The following is a 17,627-nucleotide window of genomic DNA, read 5'->3' on the forward strand; positions in this document are numbered from 1 at the left end:
CCTATTGTGCTTGCGTTTCAGAAATAACTTTTGGGGTTACCGGTGCACCTGGACGGATTTTTTGCAATCCTTCCACAATCAACTTATCACCCACAGCAAGACCCGCAGTAATGCGCCACTGATGATCGACCACTTCCGCAGTAGTCACAGTTCTCGCCTCCACTAGACCCTGATCATTGACAACCATAGCAACAGCTTCGCCCTTAGAGTTACGGGTAATGGCCTTTTGCGGGATCATAATGGCCTGGGGATCTGTACCCGCATTTAACATAGCGCGGACATACATACCAGGTAATAGGATACCTTCAGGGTTAGGGAACTCGGCACGCAGGATCACCGAACCCGTATTTTCATCTACACTCACCTCCGCAAATTGCAACTTGCCTGGGTAAGCATAAACAGAGCCGTCCTCGAGTAATAACTGCACATCGGCATTATCCCCTGCCAGTAATTTGCCCTGTTTTAACTTAGCTTTAAGACGTAATAACTGGGCACTCGATTGCGCGATATCCACATTGATGGGATCAAGCTGTTGAATCGTGGCTAAGGTCTGACTCTGGTTTGCCGTTACAAGTGCACCAGCTGTCACACTCGACTTACCAATACGACCAGAAATAGGTGCCAATACTTCGGTATATTGCAGATTGATTTTTGCCGTATTGATTGCCGCTTCAGCCACCGTCACGCTCGCCAGTGCTTCTTTATAAGCCGCTTCGGCTTCATCAAAGTCCTGCTTACTGATTGCGTTGGTTTTAACCAGTTGCTGGTAACGGGACGCCTTAGCCTTTGCCGATGCTAAACTCGCATTAGCCCTGGCTAAATCCGCATTCGCACTCACAAGTGCGGCCTTATAGGTGGCAGAATCAATTTGATACAATGATTCGCCCTGTTTAACTGTTCCGCCTTCAACGAAGCTACGCTTAGTGATAATACCGCTCACCTGTGGGCGAACCTCTGCCTCGAGGAAAGCCTTACTCCGCCCAGGTAACTCCACTTGGATGGCCTGTGGCTTAGCAACAACATTCAGAATTCCCACTTCCATGCTCTGCGACCCAGTGCCTGCATGGGCTTTTTCCTCTTGGGGACTGCAAGCTGCCATCCATAACGCCACGCTTATAACTGAGGCAAGTTTAATTGTCTGCCGCATGAGAACTCCTTCAAAGATGAACGGCCTACATATCAACACACTTATTTGTGCTGATATGGCCGTAATTATAACTAAATATTAAATCCGTTATTTATCGCACACCCGATTAGGATCAACAAGGAAGATTAGCAAACTAAAGTGTAAACTAATGAAAATATTTACCCTTCGACTAATACTAAATTCAATCAGTTGTTATTCCATTTAAACAGTATGTGAATAATCGAAAAGGTTGTTAGAAATATAGAATCTAAAGCATATTAACAGCCAACTCTATCGTTAGAATGTTGCAAATTTGTTCCATTCAACTCATGACACAGTAAATAAATGCTTATCGATGTCCTTCAAGTGACGACCGGCGGTGTTTATATGTCTGTCTCGATAAGGGTTTAATAAGCAATCACGCACAGACTTTCAACTAAAACCTTCGAGCACGCCATTCTAGTGGTAAGCCCGAGTCAGGGCAAATTTGCGACAGGCTTTTATGCCCCATTAAATGAAACCCATATTCCCATAAATAGCACTTCTATTATTGGAGTAATTACTAGCATCCCATTATCGCAATGAAAAACGCTCGCTTCATTTTTCATAATGAATTTATACCGTATGCCAACCCATCATTTATTTCGTGCCGAGACTAAATTTACCTAATGTAGCCATTACGATGTCCCTCTTATTGATAAGCCCAGTGAATTTGGCGGCTCAAACTGAAGCCTTCAATAACAGAGGTGCAGTCGTATCGGCTCTCGCTAATATTTTTTTGAGAAAATGCCTACAGCAATCGTCTTGATAACGACTAAAGTTAAGACGTAAGGTCAGTAAAAAACAGGGTTGGAGTTGGAACTGGAGTTAGTGTCTATGGAGCTTTTTTACCATCCATTATCGCGTTATTCACAGAAAGTGCTGATCGCACTCTATGAAAAACAAGCAAATTTCTACCCACGTATCACTGACTTACGCGATCCATTACCGAGAAAAGCGTTCCAGCATTTTTATCCGCCCGCTAAACTGCCCCTGCTTAAAACACAAGATGGTGCATTAATCCCCGAATCCAGCATTATTATCGAGTATTTAGACAGACATTTTACGAACGGTACTCAGCTTCTCCCGCAGGAATCGCAACGCAATCTACAGGTGAGATTATACGACCGAATTATTGATAACGACATTAACAATCCTTTGTTTCAATTAGAAAAATTAAAACGTGCTGACGAAAAACGTGAATTTGAAATCAAACAAATTGAGAAGCAAATGCTCACGCAGTTTCAACGCTTAGATACGCATTTAGCTCAAAACCATTGGGTTTGTGGCGATAGCTTTACCTTGGCCGACTGCGCACTAATACCTTGTTTAAGTTATAGTTTTAAACACTTAAATCTATTGGAATTAGATGAACTAGTTCGTTACTGGCAACAGGCACAACTCCGTGGTGCTTGGATGTTGGTGCTTGAAGAAGTGCTACTCGCAGAGATGGAGGAAGATACAGGGCTAAGAAGCATACCTTAGCCTAAGCTATATTCCACTAGCATCACATATTGCGTTCTTTCTTCAATTGTAGGAACGCTTTCCACTTTACGATTTCTGGCGGTAACTCAGGTGCAGCATCGGTATACCCCGCCTCTTTCACTAACACATCGAGCGGCACTTGCTTACCCTGGCACACAAACACACCGCGCACATGCACGATACAGTGCAGGCCGCGCTCACTCACAAAGCGTTGTTCAATATAGAAATATTTCTCGTCCCAACCGACAACTTTGGTTTCAATCTCAAAGGTTTTTAGCGGTTTGATATCGCGAATATAGGTAAATTCGGCGGCGTTGACTATCGGCATCCACTTCAACTTTAAGAAACGTTTCAGCAGACCCATCTCGGCCAACATATAAGTCCGAGCGAGATCCATAAACGCCGGATAGCGGGAGTTAGTCAGATGGAAATTGATATCGCAATCGCTCGGTAAAGCACGATAAGTGATGCGGCTTGTCCCTAGAAAATCGATCTTACGGCAGTGGCGTGTGCGCCAAAATAACAACCAAAACAAACGAAAATACAGATTCATAACGAGTCGCCCTTGAAATAAGAGCCACAGGCTAACAGAGGTCATACCAGATAACAAGTGGGATCTAGCTCACAAAAAAGGCGCCATTAGGCGCCTTTTTATCGTTTGGTTAAGCCAACTACCCAGAGATAATCAGCACGATACATTGGGCTGGTTTATCAAAGCTAACCATCGGTTATCTAGCCAACTTATGCCGCAATGCCCGAATGTCTTAACAGGGCATCGATATTCGGCTCACGTCCCATAAACTGTTTGAACAAGTCCATAGGTTCGGCCGAGCCACCCATTTCGAGGATATTGTGCAGGAAGCGACGGCCCGTTTCAGGGTTGAAAATACCTTCCTCCTCGAAGCGGGAAAACGCATCCGCCGACAGCACTTCAGCCCATTTGTAGCTGTAATAACCTGCGGCATAACCACCCGCAAAAATGTGGGCAAAACCATGTTGGAAACGGTTAAAGTCTGGCGGCGTTAGTACGGCCACCTGACGACGCACTTCGTCTAGGGTTTCTTGAATGCGCGCACCTTTGGCGGGGTCGTATTCATGGTGCATTCTAAAATCGAACAGCGAAAACTCGAGTTGGCGCAACATCATCATGCCAGACTGGAAATTTTTCGCCGCCAGCATCTTATCTAACAAGGCTTTAGGTAATGGCTCGCCCGTTTCGAAATGACCAGAAATTTCGGCCAATGCCTCTTCCTGCCAGCACCAGTTTTCCATAAATTGGCTCGGTAACTCGACCGCATCCCAGGGCACACCATTGATACCCGACACACCTGCAACATCGATTTTGGTCAGCATATGGTGAATACCATGGCCAAATTCGTGGAACAGCGTTGTCACTTCATCATGGGTAAACAGCGCTGGTTTGCCATCGACTGGACCATTAAAGTTACAGGTCAAATAGGCCACAGGCTTTTGCAATCCATTGGCGGTTTGACGGCGTACACGGCAGTCATCCATCCAAGCACCGCCACGCTTACCCGTGCGGGCATATAAGTCGAGGTAGAAACTGCCCCTATGTTCACCGGTTTCGTCGAAAATATCGAAGAAGCGGACATCTTTATGCCAACGATCAAACTCGGTTTGCTCAACAATCTTCAAGCCAAACAAACGCGATACAGTGTAGAACAGCCCCGAGAGCACTTTATCTTCGGGGAAGTAGGGGCGTAAAATTTCCTGCGAAATCTCATACTTATGATGCTGCAACTTCTCGGCATAGAAACTTAAGTCCCATGAGGCCATTTCAGTTACACCGTAATGTGTCTCGGCAAAGGCTCTTAACTCGGCCAATTCGGCTTTGGCTTGATCCTTTGAGCGCAGCGCCAATTCATTTAAAAATGCCATCACCTGCGCTGGCGTCTCAGCCATTTTGGTCGCAAGGGATTTTTCAGCAAAACTCTCAAATCCCAGTAACTGCGCCAGCTCGTGGCGTAGCGCAAGAATTTCATCCATTAATGGGCTGTTATCGAACTGCCCCGCATTTGGGCCCTGATCAGAGGCTCGGGTTACGAAGGCACGATAGCATTCTTCCCGCAAACTACGGTTTTCACTGTAGGTCATGACGGGTAAATAAGAGGGGAAATCTAAGGTAAATAACCAACCGTCTAACTCACGGGACTGCGCCATCGCCTTCGCGGCAGCCTTAGCGGAATCGGGCAGACCCGCAAGCTCGGCTTCATCCGTGATTAACTTAGTCCAGGCTTGCGTCGCATCGAGTAGTTGATTCGAAAAACCACTGGTGAGTTCTGATAGGCGTTTTACAATTTCGCCGTAACGTACTTTTTGCGCATCATCTAAGCCAATGCCCGAGAGCTCAAAATCGCGCAGACTGTGTTCAATCACCGTCTGCTGGGCTTGGCTCAATTGCGCAAATTCATCTGATGCACGCAGAGCCTTATAGGCTTGATATAGACCTTGATGTTGACCAACATAAGTGCCGTATTCCGACAATAACGGCAAACAAGCATCGTGGGCTGCACGCCATTCATCGGTGCTAGTGACTGAATTCATATGGGAAACGGGTGACCAAATTTGGCTTAGCTCGTCGTCGACCTGTTCGAGTGGCGCGACTAAATTCTCCCAAGTGTAGGGGCCTTGGTGCTGCAGCACTTCATCTATCTTAGCGCGACACTGAGCAAGGGCATGCTCAACGGCAACTTGAATATGTTCAGGTTTTATCTGTGAAAAAAGCGGTAATTTTGCGCCGTTAAGCAAAGGGTTGCTCATAATGATTCCTCGACAATCTGTGTAGCTAATAAATAAGGGCTGAACACGCATTTATCAAGGCGAGAAAACCGATTGCCGTCTTCTGCTCGTCGCCTATCCAGAATTATCACCCAAAAAAGTGAACCAAATCCCAATTAATCTATACACCTAATTTACTGAGTGAATCTTGATATGTTGATCGCAAATTAGATCCATTCTCATTAACAATTAGATTTATCGACGTTAGTATCTGCACCAAATCCACACCGTTAGCCTGATTGGCAAGCCTATGACCACCAGCTCAGTCAATTCTATCACTCGCACACTCTGTACCTTAGGTCTGTTATTTCTCAGCCAAACCTCAAGTGCGAATGAAAGTTTATCCCAAACAGAAAGCCTTTCTAGCGCTACATTGCAGACTCAACCTATTGAACCTTGGGCAATAAACTTGGATTTGGGCTGGGATAGCAAATACATCTCACAGGGGCGAAATAATTTACCACAGGGTGGCATCTATTGGCTAAACGCCTCACTCCAATATGACAATCTAACCACCTACGCCTTAGTCGGCCGCGGCGATAGTCAAGCCTATACGGAGTGGAATATCGGCCTCGAATATCGCTTGAATTTGACTGACAACCTAGAAACCAATCTGGGATATCAACGCATTGAAGGTTACAGCAGCGACCGCTGCCAAGATAACGAATTTTTTACCGAGCTTGCGTACACGGCCACACCATGGCTAGTGCCCTCGGTAAGTTATGTCTATTCCACCGAGGCTGCGGGCTACTTGGTCGAGGTAAGTGTACACAGTTATTGGGATATCACTGAGCGATTCACTCTTACCCCATATATCACCCAAGGATTTGACTTTAAATATCGAACAGAAGCGCACGACGGTCGAAACAACCTACAATTTGGCCTAGAGGCCGCCTACCAACTACGCCCCAATATGAATGTCAGTGGGCATATTAGCCATAGCATTGCCCAGGGTGATATTGAGCAAGAAGCCGCGGCCAATGGCGATTTGGGCTCACAGGATCAAACCTACGCGGGGGTTCACTTCTCGATGACTTTTTAAGCTCATCTCAACATGCTCCCAATATTAGGCTGAATTTGGCAAAATCCAACCCGCTAACTACACTCAAAACGTCGACGGAGCGACGTTTATCTTCACACTATTTATGCCGAGGAACAGGGAATGTTAGCGCATCATTTATACTTCACCCGCACTGCATTTATGGCTTTTGCCATATTTTTTATATTGTTAACAGATTCAGCCAATGCACGTCAGGCACCCAGCCCCAGTTTAGAGTCTTTGCCACAACCGGCACAGGCTGAGCCTTTGCCCTTAGGCACACTGCGGGACAGCAATGGTAAGCCGATTGCGATTCCTAGCGAACCGCAGAGTGCGTTCGAGTATTCGGCACCCAATATTACCCCGACAGAGCCCCCCACAACTAAAGCGACGAAAGCAACCAAAGCGACTAAAAAAACGACAAAAACGAAGAAACCATCTCGCAAACAACAGCTTGCCAGCCGTGAGCGCGTCGCAAATGACCCTAACTGCCGCTGGCTCGACCAACGTATGGCTCAGTTAGAGTCCCAAATGCGTAGCAAGCAGGATAACACCAGCCAATATCATGCCGATGAACTCAGTGCCCGCCAACAGGAATGGCAGTGTTTAAAATGTGGCGCCGAAGGGCCAAATCAAGACGATCACTCCCGCTGCCAGTATCGCCGCTAAATGATTTAACCCAAACGACCCGACTCAACCCATGCAACAGACTGGTCTGTGAGCACAATCCACCCTACAATGGCTTTCTGCAGTTACAGCATCTCATCCTTGAAGTAAGACGGAGAAACTCATGGCTCAACATTTTGACTATATCTGCCTAGGCGCAGGCAGCGGTGGTATCGCCTCGGCAAACCGAGCCGCAATGCGTGGCGCTAAGGTGCTGCTTATCGAAGCCAAACACGTGGGTGGCACCTGCGTAAACGTAGGCTGTGTGCCGAAAAAAGTCATGTGGTATGGCGCCCATATCGCCGAAGCTATGCACCTTTACGCTAAGGATTATGGCTTCGACGTCACTGTGAATAAGTTCGACTGGAACACCTTAGTCAACAGCCGCGAAGCCTACATTGGTCGCATTCACGATGCCTACGGCCGAGGTTTTACCAACAATAAAGTGACCTTGCTCGATGGCTATGGCCGCTTTGTGGATGGCAATACTATTGAAGTTAACGGCGAGCACTACACCGCCGATCATATCCTGATCGCCACTGGCGGCGCGCCGACCATTCCGAATATTCCTGGCGCCGAATATGGTATCGACTCCGATGGTTTCTTCGCCCTACGCGAGCAACCTAAGCGCGTTGCAGTTGTTGGCGCGGGTTATATCGCTGTTGAAGTCGCCGGAGTGTTACACGCCCTTGGCAGTGAAACCCACTTATTTGTGCGTCAACATGCGCCGCTGCGCAACTTCGATCCCATGCTTATCGATGCCCTAGTCGATGCCATGGCCACCGAAGGGCCTAAATTGCACACCCATAGCGTACCAAAAGCTGTGGTCAAAAATGCCGATAACAGCCTGACATTAAGCCTAGAGAATGGTGAGAGCGTCACTGTCGATTGTCTGATCTGGGCGATTGGTCGCTCACCCGCCACAGGCAATATCGGTTTAGAAAACACTGATGTTCAATTAGATAGCAAAGGCTATGTCATCACTGATGAGCAGCAAAATACCACCCACAAAGGGATTTACTGTGTCGGCGACATTATGGCGGGCGGCGTAGAATTAACCCCTGTCGCAGTTAAGGCGGGCCGTTTGTTATCCGAGCGCTTATTCAACGGCATGACAAATGTCAAAATGGATTACAGCTTGATCCCAACCGTAGTGTTTAGCCACCCACCTATCGGCACTATGGGCCTGACCGAACCCGAGGCGCGTAGCCAATATGGCGACGAGAACATTAAAGTGTACTCCTCGACATTTACCTCAATGTACACGGCCGTCACCAGCCATCGCCAAGCCTGTAAAATGAAATTAGTTTGCGCTGGCGCGGACGAAAAGGTGATTGGTATTCACGGCATAGGTTTTGGAATGGATGAGATCCTCCAAGGCTTTGGAGTGGCACTCAAAATGGGCGCGACCAAGGCCGACTTCGATGCCGTTGTCGCCATTCACCCAACGGGTGCCGAGGAATTTGTTACACTCAGATAGTTATTTAAGAGTAAGGATTAAGGCCAGTAGCATACTGGCCTTTTTTATATTAGCGCGGTTCTCAATCTTGCCACCACTATTGGCCTATGGCGGTTTGGCTGAGTAAACAAATTTATCGCCTAGATTTAGTTTGCTTTATCCACAGCCAAAGGCCGCTCAGTGATACCAGCAATAATGCCAATCCAAAAATATCCCATAGCCACACGGCGTAGGCGCCAAATAAGCGGCCGCTGTGCAAATCTAGCATCACTCTTTCCCAATTGAGGTTTGTGCTGCGGGCGTATTGAATCAAATCAGCGTCCACTAAATCCTCTGGCATGACCCACTGCAGCGGCGCTAATGGCTGCTCCGGTATCCAATCGATAAGATTTTCGTCGGCTCGAAAATAGCCCGAAGTGGTTTTGAGCCAAACACGATTTACGGCTTCGTTGCGGGTGGCATCGAGAGGTAACGACTCTATGGCTAAGGCCTCTAAACCTCTGGGTAAACCTGTACTGCTATTTTGAGTTTCCTGTAAGTGCCCTTGGCTATCAAACAGATAAAGTTGATCATTATCAATAGCGATCAATAGATTAGGTAAAAATGCCGCACTGATTAATTGGTTTTGAGCCTCGAGTATTTGTTCACGCCCCAACCAAAGTCGATTATCTGTGATAAATAGCGGCTGGGCTTCACTGCCAAACTGGGCAATATGATGGGGCGTCGCAATCCCGTAATAATCCAACAGCCAAGTTTGTTGCACTGGGGATTTATTAAGGTGTAATGCTTGGCTGTGATTGATGGCGACACCCGTCACGACAAGCAATAGGATAAATAAACAGCTTAAGATACCCAGTCTACGGTGCCAAGGGCGAAGCGCGCGGGAAAGTTTGTAGCTAATGGTCTGTATCGATTGTGATTTGTGCTTTCGAGTCATAGTTACATTTTACGTCTGGCTATTTGACTATTATTGACTCTTTTCGGCTTTGGTAACATGGTTATCGAGCCACAAAGCAATACGAGACAGTTTCGTCAAGGCTCTGACCGACAGGGTGGCGCCGGTAATACCGTCAATATGCTGATCGAGTTGTGTTTGATCGTCGAGTTTGGCTGATTTGAATTGATCCGTAAAGAAATCATGGCGAACTTCATCGCCTCGGCTTTCACGATAAACCAATACCTTAGTTCTGACTATGGCTTGATCTTTAATATGGATCCCGACAGTGATCGGCGCTTCTTTGCCTATCTCATCTAAAATCCACACGGTTTCATTGTCTTGCTGCCAATAACGAAGGCGCATCTTATTGAAACTATGGGCAAGTATCGATTCGATAACCTGTTTGGCATTATCGTCGACCCAATAGACCTTAGTTGTGCCTTGATTGCCATTAAACGCCTGTTGAATAAAAGCATCGGCACTTTGATATTCGACGGCGCTTAGCTGTAGTGGGCATACCGCGAGTAATAATATCGTTAGGCTACTAATCAATGATCTGCCAAGGCGCTGACTCGCCGTTGTCAGTGCTGCGAAAAATCTGCCCATAATAACCTTCAGAGGAATTGAATAAGGCCACACACCGACAGATGTGTGACCCGACTCGAGTGAGAAACAATGTTTAGAACTGGTAACCCACACCTAAGTTGAAACCGTCGGCGTCTTTAGCACCACCCACTTTTTCATAATCGGCTTTAAACACCACGTTTTCATGTAACCAATAATTCACACCAATGTTGGTTTGGGTGATTTCGGTGTCAGTATCATTGCCAGCCTTGTTATCCCACGCATTGTAACGGGCGAATACTCCAAAGCTTTCGTTGAAGCGATACGATGGCTCAATGTAATAGCCTTTCTGCTTATCTTGTCCTAGGGCCTCAGCCTCTTTACCATCGATATCCCATTGAGCATAAAGCGCTTTAATGGTGAAGTTTTGAATGCTGTAGATAGCGTGCGCAGTTAACAGCGTGGCCGATGCCGTATCGACATCCGCAGCTCCCTGGGTTAAATCCGATTGATATTGTGCAGAAGCGGCCAACTCTAAACCTGGCACTGCGGTGTATTTCACGCGGGCGGTATAAGCTAAATCTTCACCCTTAGCGTTAGATACTTTTTGGCGGCCACTACGAATATTAAATGCTTTGTCGCCCGTTGTGGCAACCGCAAGACCGCTAGTCACTGCGGTATCAAATGCAAGGCCAGGTGCTGCTTTAATATTTAACGCTAGACCCGCTTCCCACCACGTTGCAGGGATGATGTCAGCTTCCACCGGATTACGCTCAACACCGTAAAATACAGGTGGCTCGTGGGTTTCGTTGGTGATGCCGACGGGCATCAGGAATAGACCCGCTTTACCCGTGAAGCTCTGATTAAAATCATGTTCGATATAGGCTTGTTCTATCTCAACTTCACCCTTTTTACCTTCGCCAGACAATGCATGTTCAACTTCTAGCTCGGAGAAAAAACGGGTGTTTTCAGTAAATTCATGGCCAAAAAACAATACAAAACGATGAAAATCGAACTCTTTCTTGTCTGTGCCTTTCATGTTGTCTGAAATATTGTTGTAGTGCAGTTCGCCATAACCCCCAATGGTTGTTGCACTCTTGCTTGAGCCGGTTTCTTCAACGGCATCGGCGGTTTTTTCAACTCGTTTTTCAGTTTCTTCTAAGCGTTTTTCAAGATCCTGCAACACTTGCTGTTGCTGCTCAATCACTTTACGCAGTTCTTGTGTTTCATCTGTGGCGAGCGCTTGATGGCTAGCAAAGAGACCTAATAGCGCAGTAGCGAGTAGTGTTTTCTTCATTATTTTCCCCAAAAATGGTCACTATTTGTAAACATATGTAAAAATTTGTGACGATTTTACACATTGGTTTAAATAATGCAAACTATTCGCATTTGAATTTATGATCTAGATCAATTCTTATTTACTAAATTACAACCCAAGCAAACTCGATGCCCACAACGCACCTTTAGAAGTGCCAAATGCCCTGAATCCCAATAAAAATCACAATTCAATAAATTACGCGCTAAATAAACCGAAAAAAATGAATTATCATTATTTTTACGGTTATATTTTGATAATTTATCATTTAACGCTAACCTGATTTAGATTTTGATTATTTTAAAGCCAAGGTTAGTGATGTTTCACAAATCCAGTCATTGCAACTGTGATACCTTAGGCGCCCAAAAAAGCGTGTAGGGGGAGTTACGCAAACATGAAGAGCAAGAGTTTATTAGGCAACATTGGTGTGCAAGTGGTTATTGCCATGATTATTGGCGCACTGGTCGGTTTTATGATGGGTGAAAGCGCGAGTATCTTTGCACCGCTTGGTACCATTTTTATCCATTTAATCAAAATGCTAGTGATTCCACTGGTGCTAGTTTCGATCATTAGCGGCGCCGCTAGCTTAGGCGACAGCCCCTCGGCGGGTAAGATTGGTGTCGGCACCTTCGGCTTCTTCATTGTGACCTCAGGCTTTGCTGTGGTACTTGCGTTGGCGATGGGTAATCTCTTTCAGCCGGGCGCTGGGGTCGATTTTACCGCCCACAGCGGCACAGACTTAATGGAAGTGACTAAGGATCATGGCGCACTCCCCGGGGTGATGGATACCTTTATCGGTATGATCCCAACCAATGTGTTCGAGTCGCTAAACGGCGGTAACATCTTACAAATCTTAGTCTTTAGTATCTTCTTCGGTATCGCACTGACCAAGGTCAAAGGCGATGGCGCTAAGCCTATCTTGGCCGCACTCAATACCGTCGTTGATGCCTTTGTGTGGATGATCAACTGCGTGATGATCATTGCTCCTATCGGTGTGTTTGGCTTAATGGCCGATTCCGTCGGCACCTTCGGCTTCGATGCCTTAGAAGTCGTGTTTAAGCTGTTTGCCGTGTTTGTGGCCGCGATTCTGCTCTACGGCTTTGTGTTCTTCCCCTTAGTTGTACAGCTGTTTTCTAAGGTATCGGCACGCCAGTTTATTTCGGCGATGAAAAAACCCCAGGTGATGGCGCTATCGACGGCTTCATCTATGGCGACGCTGCCAGTGAATATGGAAACCTGTGAAGAAGATCTTAAGATCTCCAAGGCAACTACCGCCTTCGTGCTGCCCTTAGGCGCAACGATTAATATGAGTGGCAACGCGATTTACTATGGTTTAGTCGCCATGTTCTTCGCGCAGATGTACAACGTCGATCTATCGATGACGGCCTATGCCGCGATTATCTTTACCTCCACCTTAGGCGCCATTGGCCAAGCGGGTGTGCCAGGTCCGTCATTTTTAGTGGTTGCAGTACTGCTGGCCGCAGGTATTCCAATTGATGGTTTACCGCTGTTATTCGCCCTCGACAGGGTGTTTGACATGATCCGCACCGCACTCAACATCACGGGCGATGCGGCCTGCGCCGCGATTATGGATAAATATACCGCCGAGCAAGCGAGTAACGAGCCAAGTACAAACTAGCCCAGTTTAATCATTAATGGGCTTGAATAGGCTTGCTTATTCAAGCCTTTTTTATGCCCGAGCGTTGGATATACCGTACTCTAGCCCACTGATTTAGTATCACTTAATTGAGATTAATGTGATCTTGGCGGCGCCTTGGACTAAGCTCGAACTGCTTGGCCTCGCAATTCGTATTTCTTTATCCCACTCGCCACTCCGAGGAGACGCGATTCTGCGATAATCACTTGGCGCTAATATCTAATATCCAAAGGAGTGTTGCATTATGTCTGTATTTGCCCCCGCAAGCCCCTTTGCCGACTTTATCTATCGCCACTTTCGCGCCATTCACGCCCTTAAACTCGGCCTTGCCCTGCTGATTGCCATCACCATTAATGCCATTTGGTCGCCGCCGCATTTTATTTGGAGCATGGTGACGATAGTGATCATTATGATGAGTCTGCCACAGGTGGGCGGTGCGATTGAAAAGTCCCTGCAACGGGCGGTAGGCACCTGTTTAGGCTCGGCTTATGGCGTGATGTTAGTGGCGACCATCGACAGTTATTGGCTGATGATGGGGCTGTTGATCTTAGGGGTCACGCTTATCTGTTTTATCTCGGCGGGTCGCTACAGCTATGCCTATCTAGTGGCGGGATTTACCATCATCATAGTCGTGGGCGATGCCAACCATGACACCTCAGAGGCACTGTGGCGCACGGCTAATATTCTGCTCGGCTGTGTTATCGCCATTCTGGTGTCACTGTTTATCTTCCCGATTAAGGCCAAGCAGGACTGGCGCAGCCAGCTCGCCAATGCCATCGATAATATGGCCAAGGTGCTCACCCAACATTTACAGGCTCCCGCCAACCATGATTTAGATTTTCGCGCCGAACTTGAGGCGGCGATGAAGGCGGTATTAACCCAGAAGAAACTGTTTTTCTCCCTCGAGTGGGAAAGCCAAACCCTGAAAAAACATAAGGTGCTGCTCGCGGAATTAGTCAATAAACAGGTGCGGCTGATCACCCTACTCGAGTTATTACCTTTGAGTCGCTGGCAAGAGGCCGATAAAGAGGCTTACCATCAAATCAACAGAGTCGCCGCCGAGCTTACCGCTTATCTCCAACGACTTGCCGAATTTGTGGCGGGTAAAACGGCCACATTACCGACGCTACCCAGCGCCCTAGAACAAGAGTTGCAACACAGATTACAACTCAGCCTGGCTACCCCGACGCCTGCATCAGTCCCTTTGGAAAATGAAGTCGCACAGGGATTTGCACTGACCGGATATGGCTGGCTTATCTATCAACTCGCCATCGCCGTCGAAGCACTTTATGCCGATATTGAGATTATCGAAATCGCCTATAGCGGACAAACCGTGTTACATAAAACCGCCAAGCCTTCATAGGCCGTTACCACGGGTCATTGCGGCCAAAAACCCTCGTTGCAAACCAAGATAAACCCTTGGCAGCCCTTGCGCTTACTGGGGGTTTAATGAAAAGATACCGCCCTAATAAAAATTCGATATATGGACTCTTTTCATGCGCTTGTTTTCCTTTTCCGTTGTCGCCATAGCCTGCTTATCGGCGGGATCATTATTAACTGCCAACTTAGCCCTCGCCGCGAATACTGAAGCGACTAAAACCGAGGCAACTAAAACTGAAGTTGCTAGCGCCGAGGTTACGAAAACCGAAGCCACGCAAACCACAGTGGTTGAAGCCAGTGTAGATAACAGCACCACAGAACCCACAGCCGAAGCAGCTCCCGAAGCCAATGTGGTCGCAACACCGACTCGCGCCAATACCTTTGTGAATGATGCCATTCTACCGCCGAGCATCACTTGGCACGGTGGCAGCGAAGCCCTGTTACTTAGCGCAGATCACGAATGGGCGACGCCCTTCGAGCAAAACAACGGCAGCGAAAGCCCAAGCTATGACGATACCATCGCTTGGCTCGACCGACTGGCTGCCGAAACCACCAAGTTGCAGAAAGTCAGCCTAGGTAAGAGCCCTCAAGGCCGTGATATTTGGATGTATGTCGCCAGCAGTGATGGCATAAACGAATCGGCGCGCCTTAAGCAAAACACTAAGCCGACGATTCTGGTGCAGGCGGGGATCCACTCAGGGGAAATCGACGGCAAAGACGCCGGCATGATGCTGCTGCGGGATATAGTCAAAGGCGATAAAAGCGACCTGCTCGAAAAGGCTAACCTGCTGTTTGTGCCTATGTTTAGCGTCGATGCCCATGAGCGCAGCGGCGAGTTTAATCGCGTAAACCAACGCGGCCCGGTGAATATGGGCTGGCGCACCAATGCCAATAACCTCAACCTCAACCGTGACTACGCTAAGGCCGACACCTTAGAAATGCAGCATATGCTGCGGGCAATCAATGTGTGGCAACCGGATCTGTATATCGATGTGCATGTCACCGACGGTATCGACTACCAGTACGACATCACCTTCGGCTACAACCTCGCCCAAGGCTTGAGCCCAGCCAGTTTCCGCTGGCTCGAAAATAGCTACCGCCCAGCGGTAGAAGCTGCGCTAAGTGCCCAAGGCCATATCCCTGGCCCGCTGATTTTCGCTGTCGATAATACCGATATCACTAAAGGCATGTCGCTGTGGAACCCAAGCCCACGCTTCTCCAATGGTTATGGTGATGCCCGCCATCTGCCCACTATTTTGATTGAGAACCACAGCTTAAAACCCTTTAAGCAGCGCGTACTCGGCACCTATGTGATGCTAGAGCAAACCCTAAAAACCGTTGGCGACCAAGCGACCAAGTTAAAGAGTGCGATTCAAGAGGATAAATACCGCGCCTCGCCGCTGATCACCCTGACCTGGAAATCGGCGCCACTGGCTAAAGGTTGGGATTTTAAAGGCATAGATTACCAGCTAGAGCAGAGTCCGATTAGCGGCACCGAGGTAGTGCGTTGGACGGGCGAGCCTAAGCTGTACCCTAATTTACCTGTGGTTGCCGAAACCGTGCCCGATATTAAAGTCACTCGCCCGAGCGCTTACTATATTCCCGCCCAGTGGACACATGTGATCGACCGCTTAAATTTACACGGCATTCGGATGACGCGTTTAAGCAAGCCAACAGAGCTTAAATTGCAGCAATATAGCCTGAGTAATCCGGTATTTAATACCAAGGCGTTCGAGGGACGACTCACAGTGAAGGCCGACTCGACGCTGGCGAAACTGACCACCACCTTGCCAGCTGGCACGGTGAAAGTCAGCACAGATCAACCCTTAGGCGATCTGGCGATTTTACTGCTCGAGCCACAATCACCGGACTCGTTACTGCAATGGGGCTTCTTTAACCCTATCTTTACCCGTACCGAATATATTGAGGACTATGCCGTAGAGCCGCTGGCCGCCAAGATGCTGAAGGAAGATCCAAAGCTACAGGCTGAATTTAATAAAGCACTGGAAAACCCAGAGTTTGCCGCCGATCCCGAGGCTCGCTTACGCTGGTTCTATGAGCGCAGCCCTTACTACGATAATCAATATCTTAAGTATCCGGTCTACCGTAGCCGTTAATCCCCGCAGTTAAAAACAGCAAGGATTAAGCAGGCTTACGCGCGCTGATGCTATACACCAAGGGCACATGCTGCCCTTGGTGTGTTAACACATAACGGCCATCGGCTTGCGCCTCTAGCCCTGCGAAACAGTTATAGGGGCTAAACGCAAATTCGTGGAAGAACGCTAACTCCAACCCCGCCTGCAATAAGGCATTGATCACCTCAGACAAGCTATGCGACCAGCACATTAAGGTTTGCTGCTCATCACCGGCATTCTCGGTATAAGTCCCTTCCTGCTCTATATCTGGCTCACCTCGATTAAAATAGCTATAACCATCGAACAACTGCTGCGCCGGATGAAACTCGGCCATATAAAACTGTCCGCCGGGCTTTAAACAAGCCACAATGGTCTGCGCCCAGAGCATTAAATCCGGCAGCCACACAATGGCGCCATAGGAGGTAAATACAATATCTTGCGGCTCTATCTTGCCCACCACGCTGTAGACATCGCTACAGATAAACTCGGCGGACAACTGGGCCTGCTGCGCCAACTTGCGCGCTTCGGCAATCGCCACCTCGGATAAATCTACCCCAATCACTTTAGCGCCCATTCGTGCCCACGACAGGGTATCTAGGCCAAAATGACATTGCAGATGCAACAAACTTTTGCCTGCCACCGCCAGCTCACTCAGTTCGATTTCCGTTAAGGAGGTGTTGCCACTCAAAAAGCCTTCAACATCATAAAAATCAGAGGTTAAGTGCACCCGAGTGCGTGCATCCCAGGCAATCTTATTGGTCGTTAAGTAATCCATTTGAATCCTTTCTGGTTAGGCTTTGAATCAAGCGGGATGAGTGGACACACGCTAACCGAATAAGTGGGTAATTTCACCACTCTTTGGGAAAAATCACTGATTCGGCGGACATGTCCGCCAACGTGGTCGCGGACACTTTAAACTTATTTAATTGATAATTAAGTAATTTTAAAGTTGGCATAGGATGTGCTATCACAATTTATATAAAGTTTATCGCTAACAGTTCTGCACTCAGTCTGTCATCGAGTGTC

The 17,627-nt window shown here is 47.8% G+C and carries 14 protein-coding genes; 7 read left to right on the top strand and 7 right to left on the bottom strand.

All coding sequences use genetic code 11. The annotated features are described in order from the left end of the window. Position 1: 1 nt before the first annotated feature. On the bottom strand, positions 2-1,147 hold the full coding sequence (locus SOHN41_RS18820; RefSeq protein WP_007652130.1) for an efflux RND transporter periplasmic adaptor subunit: 1,146 nt from the start codon (positions 1,145-1,147) through the stop codon (positions 2-4). A gap of 855 nt (positions 1,148-2,002) precedes the next feature. On the opposite strand from SOHN41_RS18820, the gene SOHN41_RS18825 reads away from it, so the two are divergent. Beyond that, positions 2,003-2,650 carry a glutathione S-transferase family protein gene (locus tag SOHN41_RS18825; protein ID WP_007652132.1) on the top strand — a complete coding sequence of 216 codons (648 nt, stop codon included), beginning with the start codon at positions 2,003-2,005 and terminating at the stop codon, positions 2,648-2,650. Between the two features lie 22 nt (positions 2,651-2,672). Here the strand turns inward: SOHN41_RS18825 and SOHN41_RS18830 are convergent, their stop codons facing one another. Next, a complete protein-coding gene (locus SOHN41_RS18830) occupies positions 2,673-3,203 on the bottom strand; it encodes a thioesterase family protein (RefSeq protein ID WP_007652133.1) in 531 nt (176 codons plus the stop codon). A gap of 188 nt (positions 3,204-3,391) precedes the next feature. Further along, positions 3,392-5,431: an oligopeptidase A gene (gene prlC, locus SOHN41_RS18835; protein ID WP_007652134.1), complete on the bottom strand. Its 2,040-nt coding sequence runs from the start codon at positions 5,429-5,431 to the stop codon at positions 3,392-3,394. A 268-nt stretch (positions 5,432-5,699) separates the two neighbouring features. On the opposite strand from prlC, the gene SOHN41_RS18840 reads away from it, so the two are divergent. The 3 genes from SOHN41_RS18840 to gorA all read left to right on the top strand — a co-directional run bounded on the left by SOHN41_RS18840 (position 5,700) and on the right by gorA (position 8,634). Continuing rightward, complete coding sequence (locus SOHN41_RS18840) at positions 5,700-6,491, top strand: hypothetical protein (RefSeq protein WP_007652135.1); 792 nt, start codon at positions 5,700-5,702, stop codon at positions 6,489-6,491. Positions 6,492-6,611: 120 nt separating this feature from the next. Then, complete coding sequence (locus SOHN41_RS18845) at positions 6,612-7,157, top strand: hypothetical protein (RefSeq protein ID WP_007652136.1); 546 nt, start codon at positions 6,612-6,614, stop codon at positions 7,155-7,157. Between the two features lie 121 nt (positions 7,158-7,278). Next, on the top strand, positions 7,279-8,634 hold the full coding sequence (gene gorA, locus SOHN41_RS18850) for a glutathione-disulfide reductase (RefSeq protein ID WP_007652138.1): 1,356 nt from the start codon (positions 7,279-7,281) through the stop codon (positions 8,632-8,634). Between the two features lie 112 nt (positions 8,635-8,746). Here gorA and SOHN41_RS18855 read toward each other — a convergent pair whose 3' ends face one another. From SOHN41_RS18855 to SOHN41_RS18865, 3 genes are all read right to left on the bottom strand, one after another. Beyond that, positions 8,747-9,550, bottom strand: coding sequence for a PepSY-associated TM helix domain-containing protein (locus SOHN41_RS18855; RefSeq protein WP_007652140.1), 804 nt, complete (start codon positions 9,548-9,550; stop codon positions 8,747-8,749). Positions 9,551-9,580: 30 nt separating this feature from the next. Next, complete coding sequence (locus tag SOHN41_RS18860; protein ID WP_007652141.1) at positions 9,581-10,156, bottom strand: FMN-binding protein; 576 nt, start codon at positions 10,154-10,156, stop codon at positions 9,581-9,583. Positions 10,157-10,229: 73 nt separating this feature from the next. Beyond that, positions 10,230-11,411, bottom strand: a complete 1,182-nt coding sequence (locus SOHN41_RS18865; protein ID WP_007652143.1) for a porin — start codon at positions 11,409-11,411, stop codon at positions 10,230-10,232. A 412-nt stretch (positions 11,412-11,823) separates the two neighbouring features. On the opposite strand from SOHN41_RS18865, the gene SOHN41_RS18870 reads away from it, so the two are divergent. The 3 genes from SOHN41_RS18870 (at position 11,824) to SOHN41_RS18880 (ending at position 16,583) form a co-directional block, all read left to right on the top strand. Beyond that, complete coding sequence (locus SOHN41_RS18870; RefSeq protein WP_007652145.1) at positions 11,824-13,068, top strand: dicarboxylate/amino acid:cation symporter; 1,245 nt, start codon at positions 11,824-11,826, stop codon at positions 13,066-13,068. Positions 13,069-13,330: 262 nt separating this feature from the next. Beyond that, positions 13,331-14,449 (top strand): FUSC family protein, encoded by a 1,119-nt coding sequence (locus tag SOHN41_RS18875; protein WP_007652147.1) that lies wholly within the window; start codon positions 13,331-13,333, stop codon positions 14,447-14,449. 133 nt (positions 14,450-14,582) lie between these two features. Continuing rightward, on the top strand, positions 14,583-16,583 hold the full coding sequence (locus tag SOHN41_RS18880; RefSeq protein WP_007652149.1) for a M14 family metallopeptidase: 2,001 nt from the start codon (positions 14,583-14,585) through the stop codon (positions 16,581-16,583). Positions 16,584-16,608: 25 nt separating this feature from the next. On the opposite strand, the gene SOHN41_RS18885 is transcribed toward SOHN41_RS18880, so the two are convergent. Beyond that, positions 16,609-17,376: a class I SAM-dependent methyltransferase gene (locus SOHN41_RS18885; RefSeq protein ID WP_007652150.1), complete on the bottom strand. Its 768-nt coding sequence runs from the start codon at positions 17,374-17,376 to the stop codon at positions 16,609-16,611. Positions 17,377-17,627 lie beyond the last annotated feature (251 nt).

This window comes from Shewanella sp. HN-41 (genome assembly GCF_000217915.1).
Lineage (GTDB): Bacteria > Pseudomonadota > Gammaproteobacteria > Enterobacterales > Shewanellaceae > Shewanella.

What these genes read in the sequence shown, in the direction of transcription:
- SOHN41_RS18820 (WP_007652130.1), bottom strand. Translation starts at nt 1,147, where the DNA reads ATGCGGCAGACAATTAAACTTGCCTCAGTTATAAGCGTGGCGTTATGG.
- SOHN41_RS18825 (WP_007652132.1), top strand. Translation starts at nt 2,003, where the DNA reads ATGGAGCTTTTTTACCATCCATTATCGCGTTATTCACAGAAAGTGCTG.
- SOHN41_RS18830 (WP_007652133.1), bottom strand. Translation starts at nt 3,203, where the DNA reads ATGAATCTGTATTTTCGTTTGTTTTGGTTGTTATTTTGGCGCACACGC.
- prlC (WP_007652134.1), bottom strand. Translation starts at nt 5,431, where the DNA reads ATGAGCAACCCTTTGCTTAACGGCGCAAAATTACCGCTTTTTTCACAG.
- SOHN41_RS18840 (WP_007652135.1), top strand. Translation starts at nt 5,700, where the DNA reads ATGACCACCAGCTCAGTCAATTCTATCACTCGCACACTCTGTACCTTA.
- SOHN41_RS18845 (WP_007652136.1), top strand. Translation starts at nt 6,612, where the DNA reads ATGTTAGCGCATCATTTATACTTCACCCGCACTGCATTTATGGCTTTT.
- gorA (WP_007652138.1), top strand. Translation starts at nt 7,279, where the DNA reads ATGGCTCAACATTTTGACTATATCTGCCTAGGCGCAGGCAGCGGTGGT.
- SOHN41_RS18855 (WP_007652140.1), bottom strand. Translation starts at nt 9,550, where the DNA reads ATGACTCGAAAGCACAAATCACAATCGATACAGACCATTAGCTACAAA.
- SOHN41_RS18860 (WP_007652141.1), bottom strand. Translation starts at nt 10,156, where the DNA reads ATGGGCAGATTTTTCGCAGCACTGACAACGGCGAGTCAGCGCCTTGGC.
- SOHN41_RS18865 (WP_007652143.1), bottom strand. Translation starts at nt 11,411, where the DNA reads ATGAAGAAAACACTACTCGCTACTGCGCTATTAGGTCTCTTTGCTAGC.
- SOHN41_RS18870 (WP_007652145.1), top strand. Translation starts at nt 11,824, where the DNA reads ATGAAGAGCAAGAGTTTATTAGGCAACATTGGTGTGCAAGTGGTTATT.
- SOHN41_RS18875 (WP_007652147.1), top strand. Translation starts at nt 13,331, where the DNA reads ATGTCTGTATTTGCCCCCGCAAGCCCCTTTGCCGACTTTATCTATCGC.
- SOHN41_RS18880 (WP_007652149.1), top strand. Translation starts at nt 14,583, where the DNA reads ATGCGCTTGTTTTCCTTTTCCGTTGTCGCCATAGCCTGCTTATCGGCG.
- SOHN41_RS18885 (WP_007652150.1), bottom strand. Translation starts at nt 17,376, where the DNA reads ATGGATTACTTAACGACCAATAAGATTGCCTGGGATGCACGCACTCGG.